General features: G+C 39.2%; 23 protein-coding genes. 15 read left to right on the top strand and 8 right to left on the bottom strand.

The genetic code is table 11. From position 1 onward, the window contains the following. Positions 1 to 224 precede the first annotated feature (224 nt). Complete coding sequence (locus ACE1CA_RS27330) at positions 225 to 1,571, top strand: glycosyltransferase family 4 protein (RefSeq protein ID WP_459563725.1); 1,347 nt, start codon at positions 225 to 227, stop codon at positions 1,569 to 1,571. A gap of 162 nt (positions 1,572 to 1,733) precedes the next feature. On the opposite strand, the gene ACE1CA_RS27335 is transcribed toward ACE1CA_RS27330, so the two are convergent. Continuing rightward, positions 1,734 to 2,468, bottom strand: a complete 735-nt coding sequence (locus tag ACE1CA_RS27335) for a phycocyanobilin:ferredoxin oxidoreductase (RefSeq protein ID WP_413281498.1) — start codon at positions 2,466 to 2,468, stop codon at positions 1,734 to 1,736. Between the two features lie 126 nt (positions 2,469 to 2,594). Next, positions 2,595 to 5,069 (bottom strand): hypothetical protein, encoded by a 2,475-nt coding sequence (locus ACE1CA_RS27340; RefSeq protein ID WP_413281497.1) that lies wholly within the window; start codon positions 5,067 to 5,069, stop codon positions 2,595 to 2,597. Positions 5,070 to 5,386: 317 nt separating this feature from the next. Between ACE1CA_RS27340 and tatA the strand changes: the two genes are divergently transcribed. Next, a complete protein-coding gene (gene tatA / locus ACE1CA_RS27345) occupies positions 5,387 to 5,596 on the top strand; it encodes a twin-arginine translocase TatA/TatE family subunit (protein ID WP_413281496.1) in 210 nt (69 codons plus the stop codon). Positions 5,597 to 5,625: 29 nt separating this feature from the next. Here the strand turns inward: tatA and cphA are convergent, their stop codons facing one another. Together cphA and ACE1CA_RS27355 are read right to left on the bottom strand one after the other, a co-directional pair. Beyond that, positions 5,626 to 8,304: a cyanophycin synthetase gene (gene cphA, locus ACE1CA_RS27350; RefSeq protein WP_413281495.1), complete on the bottom strand. Its 2,679-nt coding sequence runs from the start codon at positions 8,302 to 8,304 to the stop codon at positions 5,626 to 5,628. Between the two features lie 243 nt (positions 8,305 to 8,547). Beyond that, the gene (locus ACE1CA_RS27355; RefSeq protein ID WP_413281494.1) at positions 8,548 to 9,429 is read right to left on the bottom strand and encodes a cyanophycinase; all 882 of its coding nucleotides are present in this window, start codon (positions 9,427 to 9,429) and stop codon (positions 8,548 to 8,550) included. 528 nt (positions 9,430 to 9,957) lie between these two features. On the opposite strand from ACE1CA_RS27355, the gene trmD reads away from it, so the two are divergent. From trmD to ACE1CA_RS27395, 8 genes are all read left to right on the top strand, one after another. Continuing rightward, positions 9,958 to 10,665: a tRNA (guanosine(37)-N1)-methyltransferase TrmD gene (gene trmD, locus ACE1CA_RS27360; RefSeq protein ID WP_413281536.1), complete on the top strand. Its 708-nt coding sequence runs from the start codon at positions 9,958 to 9,960 to the stop codon at positions 10,663 to 10,665. Positions 10,666 to 10,827: 162 nt separating this feature from the next. Then, complete coding sequence (locus tag ACE1CA_RS27365; protein ID WP_413281493.1) at positions 10,828 to 11,850, top strand: DUF1517 domain-containing protein; 1,023 nt, start codon at positions 10,828 to 10,830, stop codon at positions 11,848 to 11,850. Beyond that, complete coding sequence (gene ispF / locus ACE1CA_RS27370) at positions 11,847 to 12,329, top strand: 2-C-methyl-D-erythritol 2,4-cyclodiphosphate synthase (RefSeq protein ID WP_413281492.1); 483 nt, start codon at positions 11,847 to 11,849, stop codon at positions 12,327 to 12,329. The genes ACE1CA_RS27365 and ispF overlap by 4 nt, the downstream gene beginning before the upstream one ends. A gap of 41 nt (positions 12,330 to 12,370) precedes the next feature. Beyond that, entirely contained in the window at positions 12,371 to 12,844 is a 474-nt protein-coding gene (locus ACE1CA_RS27375) for a hypothetical protein (protein WP_413281491.1), read from the top strand. Between the two features lie 13 nt (positions 12,845 to 12,857). Beyond that, positions 12,858 to 13,445: a PIN domain-containing protein gene (locus ACE1CA_RS27380; protein WP_413281490.1), complete on the top strand. Its 588-nt coding sequence runs from the start codon at positions 12,858 to 12,860 to the stop codon at positions 13,443 to 13,445. A 28-nt stretch (positions 13,446 to 13,473) separates the two neighbouring features. Beyond that, positions 13,474 to 15,258, top strand: coding sequence for an ABC transporter substrate-binding protein (locus tag ACE1CA_RS27385; protein ID WP_459563724.1), 1,785 nt, complete (start codon positions 13,474 to 13,476; stop codon positions 15,256 to 15,258). 9 nt (positions 15,259 to 15,267) lie between these two features. Further along, on the top strand, positions 15,268 to 16,050 hold the full coding sequence (larB, locus tag ACE1CA_RS27390; protein ID WP_413281488.1) for a nickel pincer cofactor biosynthesis protein LarB: 783 nt from the start codon (positions 15,268 to 15,270) through the stop codon (positions 16,048 to 16,050). A gap of 369 nt (positions 16,051 to 16,419) precedes the next feature. Beyond that, entirely contained in the window at positions 16,420 to 16,659 is a 240-nt protein-coding gene (locus tag ACE1CA_RS27395; RefSeq protein ID WP_486517556.1) for a hypothetical protein, read from the top strand. A 25-nt stretch (positions 16,660 to 16,684) separates the two neighbouring features. On the opposite strand, the gene ACE1CA_RS27400 is transcribed toward ACE1CA_RS27395, so the two are convergent. Further along, a complete protein-coding gene (locus ACE1CA_RS27400; protein ID WP_413281487.1) occupies positions 16,685 to 17,305 on the bottom strand; it encodes a hypothetical protein in 621 nt (206 codons plus the stop codon). A 101-nt stretch (positions 17,306 to 17,406) separates the two neighbouring features. Here ACE1CA_RS27400 and psbP point away from each other — a divergent pair, with 101 nt between their 5' ends. The 3 genes from psbP to ACE1CA_RS27415 all read left to right on the top strand — a co-directional run bounded on the left by psbP (position 17,407) and on the right by ACE1CA_RS27415 (position 19,674). Next, a complete protein-coding gene (psbP, locus tag ACE1CA_RS27405; RefSeq protein WP_413281486.1) occupies positions 17,407 to 17,946 on the top strand; it encodes a photosystem II reaction center PsbP in 540 nt (179 codons plus the stop codon). A 116-nt stretch (positions 17,947 to 18,062) separates the two neighbouring features. Then, complete coding sequence (locus ACE1CA_RS27410) at positions 18,063 to 18,665, top strand: Maf family protein (RefSeq protein ID WP_459563723.1); 603 nt, start codon at positions 18,063 to 18,065, stop codon at positions 18,663 to 18,665. 199 nt (positions 18,666 to 18,864) lie between these two features. Continuing rightward, a complete protein-coding gene (locus tag ACE1CA_RS27415) occupies positions 18,865 to 19,674 on the top strand; it encodes a cobyrinic acid a,c-diamide synthase (protein WP_413281484.1) in 810 nt (269 codons plus the stop codon). A gap of 101 nt (positions 19,675 to 19,775) precedes the next feature. Here ACE1CA_RS27415 and ACE1CA_RS27420 read toward each other — a convergent pair whose 3' ends face one another. After that, positions 19,776 to 20,849: a glycosyltransferase family 4 protein gene (locus tag ACE1CA_RS27420; RefSeq protein ID WP_413281483.1), complete on the bottom strand. Its 1,074-nt coding sequence runs from the start codon at positions 20,847 to 20,849 to the stop codon at positions 19,776 to 19,778. A 4-nt stretch (positions 20,850 to 20,853) separates the two neighbouring features. Next, complete coding sequence (locus ACE1CA_RS27425; protein WP_486517557.1) at positions 20,854 to 21,771, bottom strand: FkbM family methyltransferase; 918 nt, start codon at positions 21,769 to 21,771, stop codon at positions 20,854 to 20,856. Between the two features lie 229 nt (positions 21,772 to 22,000). On the opposite strand from ACE1CA_RS27425, the gene ACE1CA_RS27430 reads away from it, so the two are divergent. Both ACE1CA_RS27430 and ACE1CA_RS27435 read left to right on the top strand, forming a co-directional pair. Beyond that, positions 22,001 to 23,332 (top strand): ABC transporter substrate-binding protein, encoded by a 1,332-nt coding sequence (locus tag ACE1CA_RS27430; RefSeq protein WP_413281481.1) that lies wholly within the window; start codon positions 22,001 to 22,003, stop codon positions 23,330 to 23,332. Positions 23,333 to 23,439: 107 nt separating this feature from the next. After that, positions 23,440 to 23,781 carry a cupin domain-containing protein gene (locus tag ACE1CA_RS27435; protein ID WP_486517558.1) on the top strand — a complete coding sequence of 114 codons (342 nt, stop codon included), beginning with the start codon at positions 23,440 to 23,442 and terminating at the stop codon, positions 23,779 to 23,781. A gap of 188 nt (positions 23,782 to 23,969) precedes the next feature. Here ACE1CA_RS27435 and ACE1CA_RS27440 read toward each other — a convergent pair whose 3' ends face one another. Further along, a complete protein-coding gene (locus ACE1CA_RS27440) occupies positions 23,970 to 24,509 on the bottom strand; it encodes a hypothetical protein (protein WP_413281480.1) in 540 nt (179 codons plus the stop codon). Positions 24,510 to 24,565: the final 56 nt, after the last annotated feature.

Consider the following 24,565-nt stretch of genomic DNA (forward strand, 5'->3'; position numbering starts at 1 on the left):
TGACAGGGTAAACTTGCACTAATTTTTTGCAAACAAAAACAAAGTCATTCGTCAATAATGATTCTTTAATTGAGTTGGTTAGTGATAAACTAAGAATCACTATTGACCAATGACTAACCATTAAAAGAGGTGAAGTCATGAATACAATTTCCTTACAGTCCTCTACAAAGAATTCTCAAGGAAAATCTTCCTTACCTCCAAAAACACATTTTGCCGCTACAAAAATCGAAGTTCCTTCTCGACAAGCGATCGCTTTAATTTCCGATCATGGCGATCCTGCTGCGGAAATTGGTAAGGAAGAAGCAGGCGGTCAAAATGTTTATGTGCGTCAAGTGGGTGAAGCTTTAGCCAAATTAGGTTGGCAAGTCGATATGTTCACTCGCAAAGTACACCCGGAAGATGCAACCATTGTGCAACATTCGCCTCATTGTCGCACAATTCGCTTAGTAGCGGGGCCACAGGAGTTTATTGGGCGCGATCGCTTACTGGAATATATGCCAGAATTTGTGTCAGCATTCCAAAAATTCCAAGTTAAAGAAGGCACAAATTATCCCTTAGTTCATACTAATTATTGGCTTTCCGCTTGGGTAGGTTTGCGTTTACAAGAACGCAGCAACATTCAATTAATTCACACCTATCATTCCCTTGGTGCAGTTAAGTATCAAGCTACAGGGAAAAAACCCCCAATTGCTGAAACTAGATTAGCAGTTGAAAAACAAATTTTAGAACGGGCAAACTGTGTTGTTGCTACCAGTCCTCAAGAGGAAGAAATTCTCCGTTCCTTAGTTTCTCAAGAAGGTAATATTGAAGTTATTCCTTGTGGTACAGACATTGAAAACTTCCGTATTACAATGCCAAAAGCAGACGCAAGGACAAAACTAGGTTTCGATCCTTACGCACAAATTGTTTTATATGTGGGACGTTTCGATCGACGCAAGGGAATTGAAACTTTAGTGCGTGCTTGTGCTCAACTAAAAGCTAAAATTGAAACTCAAGAAGCAGAAGATTTGCATCCTTACGCTAACCTAAAATTAGTCATTGTCGGGGGTAGCGAACCTGGTCAAGCCGACGGTTTAGAAAGAGCCAGAATTGAGGGTATTGTGCAAGAATTAGGATTAGCAAACAATACCATTTTTACTGGGCGAATTGGTCACGATCTCTTACCTTTGTATTACATTGCTGCTGATGTTTGTGTAATTCCCAGTCATTACGAACCTTTTGGTTTAGTAGCAATTGAAGCGATGGCTTGCGGTACGCCTGTGGTAGCTTCTGATGTAGGCGGTTTGCGGTTTACAGTGATGCCTGAAGAAACGGGTTTGTTAGTTCCACCACAAAATGTTGAGGCTTTTGCTGGGGCGATCGATCGCATTTTAGCCGATGAAATTTGGGCGCAAAAACTCCGCAAACAAGCATCAATCAGAGTTCAACAAAACTTTAGTTGGACGGGTGTTGCTATTCAACTCAGCGACCTCTATCGTCGTTTATTAGCGCAATCTTTGATTCACCCAGCTTTCTATCATCCTCAGTTACCAATTCAAGCTGTTGATAAGAGTTTGGTAAAAGCCTCTTAATTGGTAGTTGGTAGTTGAGATAAGAACACCTTGAGGCAGAGCCTCTGTTTCTCGACCTTGAGGCAGAGCCTCTGTTTCTCGTTCCCAGGTTGAACCTGGGAACGAGATCGCTGGAGGTTCCACCTCCTTACTCTGCAAATACTCTACCCACTACCAAAAAACCTAAACAAAATCAAACAAAACTGTTGTCATGTAACGTTCTGCCCATTCATTACCAAAAGCTTTTTCTAAAACTCTGCGGGTTTTATCGTTTTTTTGTTGTTTTGTGCAGTAATAACGTTGACCTTTTAAAATTTCTTCACGGCGTTGTTCGTCAACAGGTTGGGCAATTTTTGCTTGCTGACAGTGAATAGTTAAAAAGTCGCGAACTCTAGTTAAAAACTGCGTTTCTTCTTCTGCATTTCCTGGACGAATAAATAAACAAAATTCCGAGAAAATATCGCCCCATTCTGGTAAATCTCGCGGTTGGGAAAAGTCGATCGCAGGCAACCCAGAAAGAGCATTTTTGTAGTTTTCTGGTAAAGTTAGATCGGGGTTAGTTGAAGAAAGATCGACGATCGCCGCACTAATATTTCCTCTACCGCCAACTAAGTCTGTCCCAAACATCGGTAAAGCATATTCGGGGCGGGGAAACATTACGCAATGTAAAATATCTAAAGAAGTGCCGACTTTCGCCAATTCTAAGTGCATTTTGCGAAATTGCGGACTTTGGTAGCAATGGTTTTCGATCGTCAACTTTTCCCCCTCCAGTCGCCCTTCCACATATCCCAAATCTTCTGGGAGGTGATACGGTTCTAATTGTAAGTATTGTTCCCAAGTAGACTCAATACAATCAGCAAGTTGGCGAATTAAAGAGTGTTGTTGTTCCCGTAGGGAAGATTTTACATTTTGTAACATTATCTGGTTAATAAAAAGTGCAATATTTTAGCCTTATATAAGAATAGAATGAAAAGAAACAATAAGGAAAAAATTTAGTTCGTTGTGACGATTTCAGTTGTGAGGACTTTAGTCCTCACAACAAACCTAAGAACTTTTCTCCGAATTTACAGAAGTTTGATTTGCTAAAGAAGGCGGTTTACTGCCTGTATTGCGAACATTTATTACCTTATTCAACATATCAAACCAAAAAGAAGATCCCATTGAAATCGCTACAGATGTAACAAACCATCCTACTAAAAATAAGATTCCAACTAACCATTTTCCTGAATTTATAATCATGACTAAAATGGCAGTGGGAACAAAGTAAATTGGCGATTTTCTACTCTTCTCGCGAGCTTTTTTATATCTTTCCTGAGCTTGTTCGTAAATTCTAGTGGGATTATCTTTTTTTCTCTCATTAGCAACTGCATTGTAAATTACATCAAAATTTAGAGGTCTATCTTTTTTGCTAGTTTTAATGCACTTATCAAATAGTTTTTCCCAATCATCATCACGAGCATTTCTCGGTAATTCACAATTCAATTGTTTACCTAAAATTCTTGGACTCCAACCGATCGGCAATTTAAGTTGTTCATCTAAAATTTGAGAAACTATTTTACTACGATCGCGCAGGCGATCCTCCGAAAGCGAAGAAGATTGTTGATTTTCATCGGCAATAAATCTCTCTGCTCCCTGTGCTACTGCTTGTCGTAGTTCTCGATCGTATGCCAGCTGATTTGCAATGTAAATCGAGTTAGAATTTGTGAGAATGGCTAATCCAAAACCAATTAATAAACTAACTCCTTTAGCATTGCGCTTATAAACTCCTGATGTGCGAGCCATCGATCGATCGAACCAAATTTCTATCTCTTCCCGTAGCTGAATTACTTCGTTTCCAGTGCGATCGATCTTCGTTTTTGCTCGTCTAACTAGCGTAGCAACACTCTGTTTTACAGAGCTAGGAATAAAAGGTAAGTCAATATCTGCATTATCATTAACTAAAACTCGGTAGTTTTGCCGAAAACACTGTCCTAATCTTATCAACTCCCAGTTAAGGTTATCTGGATTTTTGTTCAGTTGTCCAATTTCATTTTTAAATTCCGATGTATATTGATTAATCAAATTTTCTTCACTATTCTCAATCTTAGAAGCTGTTGCAAAAAATGTACTCGCTAAATTTTCTAGATTTCCTTCCTGATTTAAATTCTTGGAATTACGGTCTTGATTAACTAATAAAATTAACCCAAGAGTAGTAATAATAATTAGAACCAAAACTATTCCTCCTTCAGGTGTAATAAAGAAATTTACCCAAAGAAAAACAGCATTCCAAGCAACTATTAAAAAGCCTAGCAAAATCCCAAACGAAAATATATCTTTCCGTCTCAACTTTAACAGCTTGAAACTCATCATTTTCCGAGCTTCTTCACCAAACCCTTGCTTAAAAGCTTCTAATTTATCTTGTTCCGGTGAATTGTTTTGAATTTTAGTTTGGATAATGTTTACTACTTCTCGATCCATACTAGACAAAGGCATACTTAATTTAAAACCAGAGTCAATTGAATCATTAGCCCAAAATTTCGCATAATCTGGCGATTCTAAGATACTGTCTTTTGTCAAAAAGTCGGTTTCTAAAGGATTAATAATTATCCGAGTACTGGCATCGAACAGTAGCAGAAAATTTTGCAGTTCGTCAACAACGTTCTGATATCTTTGTCGATAATATGTTTGAAGTTGCTCTTTATAAGCTTGGTAAGTTCTACTATTTAAATTGATTAAATCTGCAATTTCTTCCAATGTAGGCTTTAAACCACCATTTGCGATCGCCAGTTCATTCTGCACTCCAAATAAATCTAGCTTCCACATAGCTAGTTCTTTCTTTGGCTTTTCATCTGGTAATTGAGTGATAAAGCGATCGATTCTTAGGGATATTTTATCTACTGCTGTAATTAGGGTAAGCTCGCGATTAGTAAACTGCTTATAAATTCTGTATAAATCAACTTGCAGCAATTTATAATATTCATTTTTAGCAGATTTTTTGTTTAACTCCGCTTCCAACTCTTGCAAGTTTAGAATTTCTTCATTACCATCAATAATATTGCCAATATTTTCAATAATTGAATTTCTAAAGCGATCAAACTTTGCTTCAACTAACGGCTCAACTAATTTAGCAATTCCTAGTCTGTCAATCAAAACAGTGGCAAAAGTTTCTCCGGGAATATACGAAGGCGCACTAACTTTATTCCCAAAAACTCCCTCTCTACCAGTTATTCCTTGATAAACCCACGAGACAAACCAAGTAACTTTCCGAAACATTATAGCAAATAATCCTCTTGCCTCTTGATTTATATCGTTAAGCAGAGGATGATTATACAAATCTTTTGTCAGTCTTTTAGCTGCCTCTATATTTCGATCGGCGATCGTATCACCTGCAAGCAAATTAATAATTGATTGTTTTAAGTGTTGCGCTCGCCATTGCAACACTGTAGCAATTAACTCTTGAATTTCTGAAGCCAGCAAGCTAAGAATTAGGTAAATAAAAATTAACCCGATTACAACATCAACAATAGCTGGAATATTCATAGTATTTAGAGTAATTTTAATCAGCTAATCAAGAGTTATGCCAAAACCGAACTAAATATACCTTACTCATATACTATTTGGAATAAAGTGTAATCAAATTTAACTATAAAGAATTGTGTACCTTTTCCTTTCTTACCTTCACTGAAATTTGACATCAATAGTTTTTTGCCGGAAAGAGAAGGACTGAAGTCCTCACAACAAACTTGCGCTTACATCTGCGTTCATCTGCGTTTATCTGCTTTCATCTGCGTTCTAAAAAATTCCTAACGCACCTAATCAGATAAACTATTAATTAATCTACTTCCCTGGAGGTGCAAATGTTTGGATTAGGATTACCAGAAATCGGCATTATTGCTGTAGTTGCTTTACTAATTTTTGGCCCGAAAAAGATCCCCGAAATGGGCAGTGCTTTGGGTAAAACTTTAAGGGGTTTCAAAACTGAATTGAACAAAACTCAGGAGGAAGCAGAGGAGCAGGAGACAGGAGGACAAGGGGACAAGGGGACAAGGGGACAAGGGGAGAATTAAAATTTTACCTGTTCCCTGTTCCCCGTTCCCTAATTCCCTACTGAGGAAGTAACTGCATTGTTAGATTCTACCGTTGCGGGTTGTTGTACTGGGTCAGGGATGGGATTACGAGCTTCAATTAAGCTGACAGCACGACTTACACTTTCGGGTAAAATTACTACCAAACTGTTGACAGTGGCACTATCTAAAGCGGCATTAATTGCTTTTGTTTCATCAAGAATTGTTTCGTAATTGAAATCTGGTTTAGCTTGCTTGATGCCTTCAATAATTAACCTGGCACCATCGCCTCTTTGCCGACCTCTGTTGTCATCATCTTCTTTGACGACGATCCGATCGAACATTTCTGCCGCTAACTTCCCAATTTGGACAAAATCTTCATCCCGTCGATCGCCCGGGCCACCCACTACCCCAATTCTTTCACCGGGCCAACTGCGAACGAAAGCGCTTAAAGCTTGGTAGCTGTGCGGGTTGTGGGCATAATCAATTAAAGCATGATATTTGCCCAAGTTAAACAAATTCATTCTACCGGGAGTTTGATTGCTGGAAGCGCGGAAGGTCTTGATTGCCGATCGAATCACGTCAACATCCACACCCTGAACAAAAGCAGCCAAACTAGCGGCTAAAGTGTTAGCAATCATAAACGGTGCTTTTCCTGCCATTGTCAAGGGAACATTAATCGCCTGTTCGATCCGAATCGTCCAATCTCCCTTCAAAATCGAAATATAGCCGTTTTCATAAACTGCGGCAATTCCCCCAGAGCGAGTATGTTCTTTAATTAACTGGGATTCAGGCTTCATCGAGAAATAAGCTACCTGTGCCTTTGTCCGTTGCGCCATTGCGGAAACTAACGGATCGTCAGCATTCAGCACTGCATAGCCATTGGGGTGAATCGCTTCCGCTACTACACTTTTAACGTGAGCTAATTTTTCTACGGTGTCAATATCAGCAATACCCAAGTGATCGGCAGCGACATTGAGGATAACGCCCACATCTGAGGCATCAAATCCCAATCCCGATCGCAAAATCCCACCCCTAGCAGCTTCCAACACCGCTACTTCTACCGTCGGGTCTTGTAAAATCAATTGAGCACTTTGGGGGCCAGTATTATCACCTTTTTCCACCAAAAATTCCCCGATGTAAGTGCCATCAGTCGTCGTGTAACCTACCACCACACCTGTTTGGCGGTAAATATGAGCTAACAAGCGAGTAGTTGTAGTTTTGCCGTTCGTGCCTGTGACAGCCAAAATGGGAATCCGGGAAGGTGTGCCGGGGGGGTATAGCATATCGATTACCGCGCCACCGACATTTCGCGCAATTCCCCGGCTAGGCGAAGCGTGCATTCTAAATCCGGGTGCGGCATTCACTTCCACAATTACCCCATCCATTTCTTTCAATGGACGAGTGATATCAGATGTAACGACATCGATTCCGGCAATATCCAAGCCGATAATTTTTGCTACTCTTTGGGCAATCCAAACGTTTTCTTTGTGAATTTCGTCAGTTCGATCGACCGCAATTCCCCCTGTACTCAGGTTAGCGGTTGCCCGGAGATAACAAATCCGCTCTTTTGGCAATACTGTTTCCAAGGTGTAACCTTGTTTTTCTAACAATTGCCAGGAAGTGCGATCGAGTTCGATCCGCGTCAGCACATTATCATGCCCTACGCCCCGATTTGGGTCGCGATTAGTTTCATCAATCAATTCTTGAATCGTCGATTTCCCATCTCCAACTACGTGGGCGGGTATTCTTTCCGCAACAGCGACAACTTTACCATTGACAACTAAAATCCGGTGATCCCGTCCTTGATAGAAACGTTCCACAATTACAGCTTTAGAAACTTCCTTTGCCGCATCGTAAGCTTCTTCGGCTTCTTCCCAAGAACCAATGTTAATTGTAATACCGCGTCCGTGATTTCCATCCAACGGCTTAATTACGATCGGGTATCCGCCCACATCTGCGATCGCTTCTTCCAATTCATCCAAGAAATTGATTACAGTTCCTCTGGGAACAGGCACTCCCGCTTCCCGTAAAATTTGTTTGGTACTTTCTTTATCCGAAGCTAGTTCTACACCTAAAATTCCCGTTTGCGAAGACAGAGTTGCTTGAATGCGCTTTTGATATACCCCTTGCCCGAATTGCACCAAAGCACGCGCACTCAAAGCCGTCCAAGGAATTCCCCTAATTTCTGCTTCTTTAACAATAGTTTCTGTACTTGGCCCTAAAGCAGCATCCGCTGCCATTTCTTTCAAGTCTTGTAAATCTTGCTCTAATTCTGCCTGGGGATAAGTACCTGTGTCGATGATGCTTTGACACAGCCTGACCGCTGCCCGCACTGCATAGCGACCAGCTTGTTCGTCTTTGTACTCCACTACGACGTGATATATCCCACGTTCCGGCGTTTCGCGAGTGCGACCAAATCCCACTTCGATCCCGGCTAACATTTGTAGTTCCAGGGCAACGTGCTCGATGATATGTCCCATCAGCGTGCCTTCTTTGACTCTACTCAAGAAACCACCACGACACCCTGGGGAACAAAAATGCTCTATTAAACTAGGTAAAACTTGAACCAATCCTTCATAAAAACCTGGAATTTCGTTCGACGGGCGATCGGCAAGTTCTTCCAAATCGAGACGCATCACGATAAGTTTATGTCGTCGAATGCTCCAGTAGTTAGGACCGCGTAACGTCTGGATTTTAAGAATTTTCATGGCAATATCCGAGAGTCATTGAGCAGCAGGACAGCAGTAAACACGATTATCTAGTTTCAAATTCAGAGGCTACACTAAACTGTTCACCAGTAACACTTTTTTGGAAGCATTTTTGCTTTTCCTGATAGCTTCAAGGAAATTGCTTAAGCAACAACGTTAAAAATACTACTAGTTAACTAGAATAGCCAGCACTCAGGTTCAACATTTTCAGCCACAGACAAAAGGAACAACACTAGGTTAATTTTATGTTCCTGTTTGATCGGAGACACATCCTTCACCTAAAGAAGGAATTATTTTGCGTTGACGCATATCATAGCGATCGCCATAACTAAGAATGTGAACCCTCAAATTATAAATACTGATCGGATCGGTAGCACCGATGTATGGTTGATTGGTATAAGAAATTTCTGAAGGGTCAACAATGGTGACGGTACCTTTTCCTAAGACTTGAATAATACCGTCTCCTTCAAATAAAGCACAGGTATCTTCATCAATACCAATACCTAAGCGATCGGGATGGGCGGAAACAGCACTCATTAATCTTGCCATACGATTCCGATTGTGAAAATGTTGATCGACAATTACTTCTGGTAAGAAACCTAAACCCGTTGCCATATCGACTAAGGAACGGTTGGGACATTCGCCACTTCCACCACCTGCGATCATGTGGTGTCCCATCACCGCTGCACCTGCGCTAGTTCCGGCTAAAGTCAGTCTACCTTGCCAAACACCCAAGCGTAATTTTTCCATAAAGGGCGTATCAGCCAGCAATCCGCACAATCTCAGCTGATCGCCACCTGTCATAAATACACCAGTACAAACTTCTAAGAATTCATGGTAAGCGGGTTCTTCGCACTGAACGCGATCGCGAATATCCAAAATCTCGATCCGCTTCGCCCCCATCTCCTGAAAAATTACCCGATATCTTTCGCCAATAATCGCAGGTTCGCGAGACGCTGATGGTATGATCGCTATTTGAGCATCTGCTCCTCCAGAACGATTAAAGAAAGCGTGGAGAATTTCTCTACCATGTACTTTATCTTCCGCACCACCAATCACCATCACTGCTGTTTTCATCGGTTGGGGTTTTCTTTGTTCCTGTACTTGAACTTCTAATTGCAGCATTCTATGTTTCCTCTTCTCCGGTTAGCCTGAGTTTTAAGCCATACTTAACAAATGTTTGTTCTCCTCATTTTTGTCCTGAGTTCCGCCTTCTCATCTCCTGCGATTATGAAGAGAAAGCTAATAATCCTAAAGTAAGTAACTGCTTACTCAGAACTCAGTACTGGTATGGTTAAAGCTCTCGATCGTAATCATTAACACATAATAGTAGTTTATAAAACCTATTATTAAACATTTATGAAATTTTTTGTCCCTCATCGCCAGAAATTAGCCATTATTCACAAATTAGCTAGATCCTACAATCTGTTAGTATCAAAGTACAAAACTTGCCATTGGACTAAGTTATCCAAATTGGTAATGAGTCCTAATTTTTAACATTATTGTTGCCATCTTTTGGTAACTTTTGTAGCTAAACTAATGCAAGAAGGCAGAGGGTTCCAAGGAGAGAAGGCTTTTACCTTTTTTCAACTGATTGGTTATTTCTGCGGCGTTGCACTAGATAGTAGTTCTTTTTCAAGAGATTATAAAATTGTGCAGATAGATGTTGTTACCCTGTTTCCCGATTTTTTTACTTCCCCACTAAGTTCCGGGTTGTTAGGTAAAGCTTTAGCCAAACAGATTGCTACTGTAAATCTGGTAAATCCCAGAGATTATGCCACAGATAAGCATCGACGAGTAGATGACGAACCTTACGGTGGTGGTGTGGGAATGTTAATGAAGCCAGAACCGATCTTTGCGGCTGTGGAATCTCTACCAATTTTACCAAAACGGGAGGTAATTTTAATGACTCCCCAAGGGGAAACTTTGAATCAACCATTATTAAAAGAATTGGCGACAAATTATCAGCAAATTGTAATTATTTGCGGTCATTATGAAGGGGTTGATGAAAGAGTGTTAAATTTAGTGACTCGTGAGGTTTCTTTGGGAGATTTTGTGTTAACTTGTGGAGAAATTCCGGCATTAACGTTAATTAATGGTGTGGTGCGGTTATTGCCAGGAACGGTGGGGAAAGAAGAATCTTTGAAAGCTGAAAGTTTTGAAGCGATTTTGTTAGATTATCCTCAATATACCCGTCCACCAGAATTTCGTGGTTGGCGAGTACCGGATGTATTACTATCAGGAAATCACGGAGAGATTGCCCGTTGGCGATCGCAACAGCAGATTGCAAGAACGCGCGATCGTCGTCCCGATTTATATCAAATTTGGCTGCAACAATCAGGTGAAGAAGCCGCTGATTAAGAAGGCAGAAAGGAAGCTTTAAGTTTTTTATTTTGATGGGTATTTATTCAAAACAAAAATTTATGTAAACAAATATTAAATAAGTAAATTGTAAGTGAGAGTGAGGGCAATCTAAATGGAAGAAGTACGATCGGAGTAAAGCTCTGAATTTGACCTATGAGAATGAAGTCTAAGTTACAATTTTGTTGTACAGCTGCTGTTTCTCTTTTGTTAGTTAATGCAGTCAACATTGAGTTTACGCCCACTCACAAACAAGTAAGTTTAAATGTTGGTCAGGAAGCATTAGCAAAACGGGGTGGGGGGCGCAGTGGTGGAGGTTCTTTTAATCGGTCTTCGCCTTCCCGCAGTGCTCCGAGTCGAGGATTTTCTGATAATGATTCAGGAGGTTATCGCAGTAATCCGACTTATACAAGTCCGACGAATGTGTATGTTGCGCCTGGAGGTTATTATCGTGGGGGCTATGGTTACTATTATTCACCACTGCCGATAATTGTGTTGATTTTGATTTTGGGAATTTTGGCGTTGGCGATCGCTTTTGCCATGAAAAACGCAATTAGCAGTAAAAGCAGTTCAGGTGAAGAAATAGTAACTTATTCTACTGGGAACAAAGAATTAGACAATAATATTGTTACTGTAAGTAAAGTGCAAATTGGGTTATTAGCACAAGCCCATGTAGTGCAGAAACAACTAACAGATTTAAGCTTGCAAATTGATACTAACACTCCCGAAGGACTAACCGAATTAATGCAGGAGTCGGTGTTAGCATTGTTGCGAACGCCAGAAAATTGGACGCACGTTTCTGCTAGTTCTAAAACGGTGAAGAGTCGGGAAGAAGCGGAAAAACTCTTCAATCAGATTTCCATAGAAGAACGCACGAAATTTAGTGCAGAAACCTTGTCTAATGTTAAGGGGAAAGTGCGCCAACTTAAACAAGATGTTAAACCAGAACAAGAACCGGGGACATACATTGTTGTTACTTTATTAATTGGGACAGAGAACGATCGCCCGATGTTTGGTGATGTGTACTCAACGCAAGATTTGAAGCAAGCATTAGAAAAAATTGCGGCTACTCCACCAGAATATCTTTCTGTATTTGAGTTACTTTGGACTCCCCAATCTGACACAGAGAGCCTAACTTATGATGAAATGTTAAGTGAGTACGCAAATATGATGCAACTAGCATGAACATTCGCATAGGTAACGGTTACGATATTCATCGATTGGTATCTGGACGACCTTTAATTTTGGGAGGTGTCCAGATTTCTCACGAAATGGGATTATTAGGGCATAGTGATGCTGATGTCCTGACTCACGCGATTATGGATGCAATGCTGGGGGCGTTAAGTTTGGGGGATATCGGTCATTATTTCCCGCCCAGCGATTCAAAATGGGCGGGGGCGGATAGTTTAATGTTGTTAAGTCAGGTCGATCGACTCGTCCGGGAAAAAGGTTGGCGAGTGAGTAATATTGACTCGGTAATTGTCGCGGAACGTCCGAAATTGAAACCGCATATTTCGGCAATGCGCGATCGCTTGGCAGCTGTTTTAGAATTAAAACCTGACCAAATTAGCATTAAAGCCACCACCAACGAAAAATTAGGCCCTGAAGGAAGAGAAGAAGGAATTTGTGCCTATTCTGTAGCTTTACTGGTAGCAGCTGATTAAGTCGCTGGAAAACCTGAGATTTGTTAAAAGGATGAAAGGTAATGGAAACAGCAAAATTTACTCGCAAAGTATGGGTCGATATTATTGCCTACAATAATGAAGGAGAAGAGGTTTTAATTGCTGAAGTAAAAGCTTTAGCTCATGCAAAACAGGAAGCCTTCTCTCAATTAAAATTATACAGTAAATATTTGAATAAAGTTATCCCTTTTTTAATGTTGGCTGATTTGTCAGAGATTGAGATTTTTTCAGGAGAAAGTGTTAATATCTCGGAAGCTTTGCTGAATCTCAAAACTGCGGATATACTTAGCCACTACGATCCTGAATTTGCTAATAAACGAATTTTCGATCCATATTTTGAAACATTGCTGGAAGCGTGGTTAAGAGATTTAGCTTATCATTGGAAATCAGAAAAGCCACCTGCATCAGATAGAGTAGAAGAAATTGGTTTATTACAACTGTTAGCGGATGGAACAACAAAATCTGAGGTAGTACTGGAAAGTGATACTTTACCTTGAAACTAATTTTCTGATGAGTATTGCTAAAGGACAAGATGCTGAAGCAGGTATATTGCTAAGAAGTACACCAGAAACAGTCCGTCTAGCAATACCAAGTATTTGTTATGTGGAGATTCTTTCTACATGGCAAAAAGAGAAAGTTTATAGCCAGCAATTTCAGAGAGAATTGGAGAAACAAATCAATGAATCAAAAAGAGATCGAACATCAATTCATGCAAAGTCTTTAGTTTCCTCCCTTGAACAAGCCAGAATTGGCAGTAGAGATCGATTAAATGATATTCAGGAACGCCTTAATGAAGCAGTAACTCAAATGTTCAGAAAAGCAGAAATGATAACATTAAAGGAAAATACACTTCAGGAGATATCACAAATAAGTCTTTCACAACCGGAAGCTTTGATGATTAAAGATGATATTGTAGATAATTTGATTATCAAATCCATATTAAATCATGCAGCTTTACATCCAGATGAAATCAAGGTATTTCTGAGTGGAAATACCAGAGACTTCAGTACGCCAGCAGTTCAACAAGTTCTCGGTGATGCAGGCATAAATTATTTTACTCAAAGCAAAAATTTTCTTGGTTGGCTACAAACTCAGTAGATTAGTTAATTTTTAGAGAAGATCGATGATGAAATACTCGGCTATTAAAAGAATCAGGTTTTCGGGATTTTTCTTAGTGTTGTTGTTCGTTGGCGCGATCGCCCTTAGCAGCTGTAGCGCCTTAAGAATTAAAAGTGCCAGTGCCCAAGTTCCACAAGTTGTTACCAGTATACTTAGCGATCCAAAAACTTTTAACCCGCCTTTCGTTCAAGAAGCACCCAGTCCTACTAGTATCATGTTTGATGGATTGGTTACGGAAAACGGTTTGACAGGTAAAATTGAACCAGACTTAGCAGAATCTTGGACAATTTCGGAAGATAAAAAAAAGATAGTTTTTACGCTTAAACCGAATTTAAAATGGTCAGATGGCAAACCGTTAACGGCAGATGATGTAATTTTTACATACAATGAAATATACTTGAATGAAAGAATTCCTACTGATAGTAGAGATGTTTTGAGAATTGGTGCAAGTCGGGCTTTGCCAACAGTAAAAAAATTAGATGGGCGCAGAGTAGAATTTACTGTTCCAGAACCTTTTGCCCCATTTTTAAGAGTGACTGGATTGCCGATATTACCAGCGCATATTTTAAGAAAATATGTTAATCAAAAAAACCAAGATGGCAAACCTGTATTTCTGACAACTTGGGGAGTGAATACACCACCAAATGAAATAGTAGTTAATGGGCCTTATACTTTAGAACGATATGACACAAGTCAACGGATAATTTTTCGTCGGAATCCTTATTTTTGGCGGAAAGATAGTCAAGGTCGGCAACAGCCATATATTGAAAGAATGGTTTGGCAAATTGTAGAATCAACTGATGTGGCTTTAATGCAGTTTCGTTCAGGAAGTTTGGATTCGATAAGTGTGCAACCGGACATTTTCTCCCTACTAAAGCGAGAAGAAAAGCGGGGGAATTTTACAATTTATAATGGTGGCCCTGCTTCCGGCACAAATTTTATTTCTTTTAACTTAAATAAGGCGAAAAATGCTAATGGACAACCAATTGTTAATCCCATAAAGTCGCGGTGGTTTAACACTAGGGAATTTCGGCAAGCAGTAGCTTATGCGATCGATCGCCAAACCATGATTAACAATGTCTTTCGTGGATTAGGTAAACCGCAAAATTCGCCTATTTCCGTACAAAGTCCTTATTACTTATCTCCCGAAAAAGGGCTGAAAGTTTATAATTATAACCTAGAAAAAGCTAAGGAATTACTACAAAAAGCGGGATTTAAATATAACGCTGATGGGCAATTATTAGATTGGGACGGTAATCGTGTCCGCTTCACATTAATGACAAATAGCGGTAATAAAATTCGGGAAGCAATGGGAGCACAAATCAAGCAAGATTTGAGTACAATTGGGATTCAAGTTGATTTTACACCGATTAACTTTGGCACCTTAGTAGATAAACTTTCTAACACTAGAGATTGGGAATGTTATTTACTAGGATTAACTGGAGGAGTGGAACCAAATGATGGTGCTAATGTGTGGAATAGCACAGGTGGTTTGCATAGCTTTAACCAAGGGCCAACGCCAGGTGAACCGCCGATAAATGGTTGGGTAGTTTCTGATTGGGAAAAAGAGATCGATCGCCTAATGATTGCAGGCGCACAAGAATTAGACGAAAACAAACGCAAAGAAATTTATGCCAAATTCCAAAATATTGTCCAAGAAGAATTGCCAGTAATTTACTTGGTTAACCCGCTATCATTGGCAGCTGTGCGCGATCGGATTAAAGGCATCAAATACTCAGCATTAGGCGGCGCATTCTGGAACATTTACGAACTACCATTAGCCAAAAATTAAACCAACAAAATGACTCAACCTGAAGCATTACAATCTCTACTAGAAGCAGTTGCCAATGGTAGAGTTAGCCCAGATGTGGCAATGGAAAAACTCAAGCATTTTGCCTTTGAATCAGTGGGCGACTTTGCCAGAATCGATCATCATCGAAAGCTGCGAACAGGATTTCCTGAAGTGATTTGGGGACCCGGTAAAACACCCGATCAAATTGCCCAAATTTTCCAAGCAATGCGACAAGAAAATCCGGTAGTAATGGCAACTAGAATTACTCCCGAAGTTTACGCCGAAGTACAAGAAAAACTTCCTCAACTTTACTACTACCCAAATGCCCGAATTTGCGCCACCGTTCCTGCTGCTTTAGAACCTCAATATTCGGGGACAATTGGCATTATTTCTGCCGGAACAGCTGACCTACCAGTAGCAGAAGAAGCAGCAGTTACCGCAGAACTTTCCGGTTTTCGGGTACAGCGTCTCTGGGATGTGGGAGTCGCAGGGATTCACCGTTTGCTGAGTAACCGTCAAGTCATCGCCCAATCCAATGTTTTGATTGTGGTAGCGGGAATGGAAGGCGCTTTGCCTAGCGTGGTAGCGGGTTTAGCAGATTGTCCGGTGATTGCGGTTCCCACCAGTGTCGGTTATGGCGCAAGTTTTGGCGGTCTTGCCCCGCTATTGACAATGTTGAATTCTTGTGCTGCGGGAGTCGGCGTAGTAAACATTGACAATGGTTTTGGCGCAGCAATTTTGGCAGGACAAATTTTGAGGACGGTGAGTAAGATTAGTTTAATGACTGAGTAACTGGGGATTGGGGACTGGGGATTGGGGATTGGGGATTGGGGACTGGGGATTGGGGACTGGGGATTGGGGATTGGGGATTGGGAAAATTTCTTTATTTCTACTCTCTGTGTCCTCTATGCCTCTGTGGTTTAAAAAATTTAGTTTTACGATTATATGCGAAATTCCGCTAATAATTTTCTGGTTTTGCGGTTTACTTTAATTGTATTGATTGTTAGTTGTTTGGAGTTGATATTTCGGCATTTTAAGTGTAAATTATGGGAATTTTTTGGGTTATTTTGGGTTAATTTTTTATTTTTATTGGTTTTATTTGGCTCTCCCGTACTCATGGTGCGTACTCATGGTGATAAGTAAACCTAATTAATTAGCCAAATGCTTACTCCACAAGGTTTCCCAGTCCCTAGTCCCCAGTCCCCAGTCCCTAAAACCAGAGTTTTCCACCACAAGTACGGGAGAGCCTATTTTCCGTGCCAAGATCGATCGCGCTTTTCTCAAGTAATTACAGGTTTTGTTTATCGTTCGGATGGGGAGGATATCTCTAATCAAGGGATGAGAAAACTTAAAGAAAATTGGTTTTGGCAAAAGCAGGAAAATAGATCCCCGACTTCTTGAAGAAATCGGGATCTGGCTGGTAAAATTAAACAAACAGAGATAACCATTTGGGATAAGCATAAGAATTTCTTAAACTTAATTCTTCTTCGGGGAATGTTTGAAATACTTTATTAGTTACAGCTTCCAAAATAGGCATTAAATCATCACTTTTTCCCGAAGTTTCAAAACCTAAACTCCACCAACGATCGCGATCGACAATTAGCTGAGTAAGTTCTACATTACAACCTACTTGAGAAGTTCCTGTTGTTGAAGTTGGAATTAAGCTACCATCGTCAGCGATTAAATAGCGAATTTGCGATCGCGCTTTTTCCACCTTCACCCATTCTCCTTTAGCAACTACTTCGGAAGTAATTAAACTCTCTGCTTCTGGATCGTCGCAACTCCATTTTACCCATTTTTCAGCTGAGCCTATGACATTTTTGCTTAAATACAAAACGCCTAATTCTGCAACTCGCAACTTACTTTCTAACTGCTTTTGGCGCAGTTTTACCCCCAAAAACTCACATCCAGGTATTCGTAAATACCAATCTTCTCGCTGTTCAAATGTTTGACAATTTTCTCTAAGTACGTCCTTAGTAAACCAATTTTTAATTGCTGGCGCTACTTCACCTTGATAAAACCACCTAATTTCGCTGGTAGTCAACATTATCTGTCCTCCAAAAATTGTTAGTTCCAAAAAAAGTACCCCATAAATGGGAAAATACGATCGCTAAGAAAATTACAACATTGATACAGGGAATGTGACAAATGCTAAACCGAATTGTAGCGCTACTTTTAATTGTATTGACTGTTGCCTTAAATGGTTGTGTTTCCCCGACAAGCGGTTTGAAAAGCTATATCGATACCAGCGATGGCTATCAGTTCTTATACCCTAATGGTTGGAGTCCAGTGCAAGTAGCCAATGGCCCTGATGTGGTGTTTCATGATTTAATTGAAGAAACAGAAAATGTGAGCGTAGTTATTAGTCCAGTTGCATCAGATAAAACTCTTCCAGATTTGGGAACTCCGGGTGAGGTAGGATACAAATTGTCTAAGAGTGCGATCGCACCAACAGGATCGGGAAGAGAAGCAGAATTAGTTAATGCAGAAGCAAGAGAAGGCGGCGGAAAAACTTATTACCTTTTAGAATATGCAGTGAAATTGCCAAATCAAGAACGACATAATCTTGCTAGTGTAGTTATTAATCACGGTAAACTTTACACTTTTAATGCTTCAACTACCGAAAAGCGATGGCAAAAAATAAAAAATCAGTTCCAGCAAGTTGTTGATTCATTCCAAGTTTATTAAATTAGTCAGTGGTTATTTGTCATTGGTCATTTTGCCAAACATTAATAATCAAGAAATTATCCCGATCGCAAATGACAGATGACAAATGACAACTGACCAATTACCCATGACAAATGATGAATAAAAAAATGCCAAATTTTATTTTAGCTTCAGCTTCTCCAGCAAGGCTTCGCCTGTTACAAAATGTGGGAATTAATCCTCTTGTTTTACCCAGTAATTATGATGAGTCACAGGTAAATATTAGCGATCCTAAAGAATTAGTGAAGACTTTGGCGCTGCGAAAGGGGGAAACAGTGGCAGCGCAACAAACTGAAGGGTTAGTATTAAGTTGTGATTCAGTTTTGGCAATGGAAGGAGAAATTTACGGAAAACCCGCTGATGCAGCTGAAGCGATCGCTCGTTGGCAAAAAATGCGTTCTAAAGTTGGCGAATTGTTAACAGGTCATGCTTTAATCGACTTACAACAGGGTAAAACTTTAGTCCGTTATCAGGTGAGTGAGGTTTATTTTGCTGACATTAGCGATCGACAAATTGCTGCTTATGTTGCCACTGGCGAACCTCTCAAATGTGCAGGATGCTTTGCATTAGAAGGTAAAGGAGGTCTTTTCATCGAAAAAATCTCCGGTTGTTACAGCAACGTGATCGGACTCAGCTTACCCTTACTGCGTCGGATGTTAGACGAACTTGGATACAATGTCACCGACTTTTGGAGTTTTTAGTTAACTTAGTTATTAAAAATAGTTAAACAAAAGAGTGGGTTTATTTGCAGATCTTTGGGAATACTAGTGGTAGATGGAATAAAACTAAGGCGAAGGTAGTTCATTACTTGCGTACTTTTTGAGTTCCAGTAATTAAACATTTTTTACCTTAGTAATATTCTGGCTCAAGTTCTTCCTTACTATCCCCTGGTTTCAGGTTATGACTGAACTCAACTCTCAAACAACTCACCTCGCTGAATCCAATACTGCTAAAAGTATGCTGGAAAAATTACCCCCACCTGCTAGAGAATGGGCTGAAAGTTTACCTTGGGAACAGCGCCGTTATGTTTTGTCTTTGTGTCATTTACTATGCGCTGCTTCTCCAGAAGTACAAGCAGACTTTTTAGATGATTATACTGCTGATGGTTTAGTTGCTCGAATGTTGCAAGATCGAGACGCGCAACAGCAATTACAAAGCTACTTACAAAGATTTTATATTAATACAGAGATTAATCAGACACTTTTAAAAAGTTATGTCCGGCAATCTTTTATTCATTCCTCTCAAGATTTACGGCGCAAGCCCGATCTATACTTGGAATCAGCTTTACGTTTAGTTCTAAGTACTAAAGAACGAAACAGCGTTTTCAACTACATTTTGGGTTTTGAATTGTTGAAAATGATTTACCAAATGAGTTGGGCACAACATGAACGATTAACAGCTTTGCAAAAATCTCCGGGAACTTTTATTAAAAATATCATCAAACCGATCCAAACATCTCATAGATTAAATGGCATAATTGTCCCCAAACATGAAAAAGTTTTCTTTGAAAAACATGATTACTTCGTGCAAGTACCTAATATCGCTGAAAAGCGACTAATCGAGCTAGTTATGTTTGCTTTCTCTACAGAAGTTGTTAGCGATTTTGGATTTTCGATAATTCGCCATCCTCATTCTTTGAGGTTTGATTATGAATACATTTTTCAATCGGAAATAGATGGGATTTTTACTCAAGGATTTGGCAGCGAGTAGGGGCAAAATGCAAGAATTTGCTGTTAAGGTAGGAGCGATCGCATAGCTTGTACCTAGAAAAGTAAATCCCAATATTAAACCCCGGATATTAAGATCTGGCATCATCTATTGAGAATACCTTTAAACCATTTTTCCACGCGATCGCCCATCGCCTCCAAAGAATATGTTGCTTCTGCTTGTTGCCGACAAGCATAGCGATCGATTTCATTTAACCGACTAATAGCATCCACCAAACCTGGCACACTATCCGGTTCTACCAAAAAGCCAGTTTTGCCCTCCTGGACAATTTCTGTCAAACCACCCCGCCGATAAGCAATTAAAGGCACTCCACAGGCTAACGCTTCAATAGCAACATTACCAAAAGCTTCTACTACACGGGAAGTGACTAACAATCCCAAACATTTACTTAGTTCTTTTTGTAATTCAAATGTAGATAAAAAGCCCATGTATTTTATTGTTTCAGTTGGGTAGTCTTGACAAATATTTTGCCAATAAGTTTCATCCTGTATCACCCCAAAAATTTTCAGAGGAATGCCAGCAATTTTTGCAGCTGCTACAGCATCTTCTAGTCCTTTTTCCGGTGTTATTCTACCTACCCACGCCAAATTATGACTGGGTTGAACACAAAACTGATAAATCGATAAATCCAAGCCATTCAGCAAACAAGTACATTCCTGTTCCAACTGAAAAGTCGCTGCTTGTGTTTGAGTGTGAACGCCAATAGTACCTGGAAATTTAGTTGCTACCTGTTCAATAATCCGATCCATCGCATCTGTATAAGAAGCCATGCTGATGAGATGAGCGATCGGAATCTGAAAAAATGGTGTCAAATAAAAAGGAAGCCAATCATAAGCAAAATTCACAATTAAATCATACTCAGCTTGCACTTGTCGTGCATATTCCCACATATTTGCCAAAACAGAATTTTTTGGCATTGTAATTGGGCTAGTGCGGGTTTGTGTTTGTCCTGGTATCTGTAATTCCCCAGAAATTTCTTTCACAATAAATGGCTGCATGACAGAGCCCTGTGGTGCGATAACTTCCACCTTGTATCCTCGTCGCGTCATCTCTTTGGTAATGTTAAATAGTGTCAGTTCAACACCACCTCCAATACCTGTACCTAACGCACCAACAGGAGTAGAAATAAACAATAATTTATTTGCTGATATTTGCATAATCTTATTTCCACCAGTCTTCTTGAATTTTTCTTAGTTCTACTTTACTGTTAATATATAAATCTTCTGAATCAACTACCCTCTCCTGAAGATGCAGTGGTTGCTCTAAAATTTCCAAAATACTCATTTTCTTGGTCTCATCAAGAATCGAACCTCTAACTATGTTGGCAGCAAATTCTAAGTTACTATGAACTAAACAAAACATTATTGCTCTCATGATATCGATCGTGGTATTTAAAGACTGAATATTTTTCACATAAGCTACATCTAATTCAACGATTTCTCCTCCCAAATTAGGATTATATTGACAATAAATTAATTTGAAGCATAGCTGAGTTAGTAAGTTATGAATATCAGAAAATAAGCCAGCTCCATGATATATTTCTTGCAAGTGGGTTTCTAAAAATATTCCCACTATATTATTAGTTAATGCTGATTTTCCGCCTTTGAGTACATCATATTCTGCTCCTTGAATATCAAGTTTCAGGTAATGAGGTTTAGCTACTTCAAATTTGTCGATAAATTCATCAAGTGATATGGTGTCGATCAACCTAGTATCAACAACTTCCAACAAATCCGATATTAAATAATCACTCAGTATCTTTGTATTAGGAGGGTAAAGAGAGGAGCAAGCAGGATGTTTAGTAATATACAATGTTCTAGTCCCTTCAGATTCAGCCAAAGCCACCGGAAATGTTTGTCTGATTCCAGACATATTATTCTCATTCAGTTTAGATGCTTCTGCTTCATCTGGCTCAAATCCAATGACGCTAAAATTTGGATACTTCAATAATTCTGCATAGAGATAATGAATTCCATATCTAGCACCAACATCATACATAACTATTGATGTATCAGGATACTCTTTATTTAGAAAAGATAAAAATTTTTCAATTTTTTCTTGAATTAGGTTACTATTCATAATTGAAACCCTAAATAAATTAATGCTGACGCGAATCCCAAAAAAATCAAACATTGAGTAATTCTTTATTTGGCAATCAATATATAATTAGCCTTAGTAAATTTACTTGTATTATTGTTTGATTTAACTTTTGTTAAGTATACATCATCAGCAAGAATTTTCACATAAAATTTACTTATTGACAATCAGAAAAGTTGATAATTAATTTTATCTATGATAAAGAATGTTTATGATCTTAAAAAATTTTTTCCTTAATCACATAGCCTTTTTTATCCAAGCAGTAGCGGTCAAAAAGAAAATTTTTGTTTTAGGAATTTTACTCAGCTTGTGTCTGGTATTTTTATCCAGTTGTCAAAATTCCATCAATATCAATAAACAGAATAATATAATTCATTTGACACTATGGCAAGGTATTAATCCTCCGGCTAATCGGGATGTGTTTGAAAAACTGGTAGATAAATTCAATAAAACACATCCTGATATTCAGGTTGAATCTATATTTGCTGGTGGAGTAGAACAGCAATTACCGAAAATATTAACAGCAGTTGTCGGTAATGCTCCGCCAGATATTTTGGCATTTTATCCGCAAGTTACAGGTCAATTTGTTGAACTGGGTGCAATTCGACCTCTGGAAGATTGGCTAGATAAATTACCAATAAAGTCAGAAATTATCCCAAGTACAATTAAGGAATTGTGGCTAGATGGACATCTGTGGTCGGTGCCATATACTACTGGTAATATTGCCGTTTTTTACCGACCAAAACTATTTGCCGCAGCTGGTATTACTGAGGTTCCTAAAACTTGGGAAGAGTTGCGAAAAGCGGCGAAAAAACTGACAGTCGATCGCAATGGTGACAAGCGCCCCGAACAGTATGGAATGTTATTACCATTTGGTAAAGGAGAATGGACAGTTTTCACTTGGTTTCCTTTTTTGTTGAGTGCAGAAGGAAGAATAGTACAAGACGATCGCCCAGATTTAACCGATTCAGGAGCGATTGTTGCCTTAGAATATTGGCAAGATTTTCTCAAAGATCGATCAGCTAAACTTTCTGCTCCCGAACGCGGTTATGAAGAAGATGATTTTATTAATGGGCGCGTGGCAATGCAGCTAACCGGGCCTTGGACATATATCATCAAAAGTAAAGTTGATTTTGATGTATTTCCCATACCTGCTGATAAAAAAAGAGCCACAGTAATGGGCACAGGGAACTTATTTGTCATGAAAACTACGCCGGAAAGAGAGCAAGCGGCACTAAAGTTTTTAGAGTATGTTTTAAGTGAAGAATTTCAAACTGAATTTAGTATTGGAACTGGTTTTTTGCCAATTAACATCAAATCGAGTCAAAGTGAAGCTTATCAGAATTATCTCGCCCAAAAACCTGTGTTAAAAGTCTTTTTAGCACAAATGAAATGGGCGGGACATCGACCAATTATTGCTGGATATAGCCGTATATCAGAAAATCTTGGTCGAGCAATTGAATCAGCATTGTTAGGTGAATCTCCCAAAAAAGCCTTACAAAAAGCTCAGGAACGAATAGAACTAATTTGGGATAACAAATAATTTATTGTTATAATAATAAATTATTTAATTGTAGGAGTCTAACTTTTGTTAAATTACGCCAACACGGTGGCAAGACTCGTCAACAAGTAAGAACGAATATTTTCGATTTGCCTTGGCAAACTGGAGTTGTAGCAGAAATTGAGGTTCAACCTCTCTATAAGCAAGTGGGATACCCGGAAAAAGTTTGGGTTGAACGGTGGCAGCCTGGTACTAAGCTATCTAATGTCGTTGAGACTGAGGTGAAAGAAATCTTTGTTATCGAAGGAACTTGGAGTGATGAATTAGGGGATTACCCAACTTACAGTTGGCTACGGTATGGATCAAATTGCCCTTATAGCCCAGCTTCAAAAAATGGTTGTCTTATTTACGTTAAAACTTATCCTGCCAATAATACAACGAGGTTTATTGTTGGGGAAAATTTCCGACATCCTTGGGAAACAGATGTATAATTCCTGGAGCAATAGTAATTAAGCCTTACAAAAAGCTTAGGAACGAATAGAACTAATTTGGGATCGCAACTAAATTAGCACTTTTATTAAATCACAAATCTTCGATTTGAAGCCTTGCCGAAAGTAGCAAAACCGGAGATTAAGGAACAGTCATAAGTAAAGAGGAAGTAGTCGATCGCTCCTCAGCTTTACCATTTCATCATCGGCAGAAAATTAAATGGATGTCTGATAAACTCTGCTTTAGTTAATTCCATTAAATTAGCATGAAATCCTAGATTTGGAAATTTATCTATTATCTCCTGAACATCATTTTTTGGTAAATCGAATGCTCTTAAACCCATTGTTACATCAACCCAGTCAGCTTTTCTGAATACCTCTACTAAAGGATATTTCTTATCTGCATATTCGGTAATTTTATGGTGTTCATCTATCATTAATGCGATTTCGGTTGACCACTGGGTTCGATCGCTCTCCTCCAAGTATTTTTTCGCTAATTCTATAGAAGGTGGTAAATAATCAACTGTATTATTAGACCAGATTCCCAAGTCATGAAAAGAACCAGCAATGGTAATTTTTTCCAGTTCTTCTTGGCTACATTCATGAAACATTAAACAGAAATTTATCACCCGATACACATGATTTTTATAAGGTTCATATTGACTTCCAATAATGTCCTTCCAATCACCAAGAATCTTTTCTAACAAAGGGATCTCTTCTACAATTTTCATCGATTTTCCTCATTTTCACCCTATTGCCAGAGAATTTAGCATAAATTACAAGATTT

This window comes from Floridaenema evergladense BLCC-F167, assembly GCF_041929205.2.
GTDB lineage: Bacteria > Cyanobacteriota > Cyanobacteriia > Cyanobacteriales > Aerosakkonemataceae > Floridanema > Floridanema evergladense.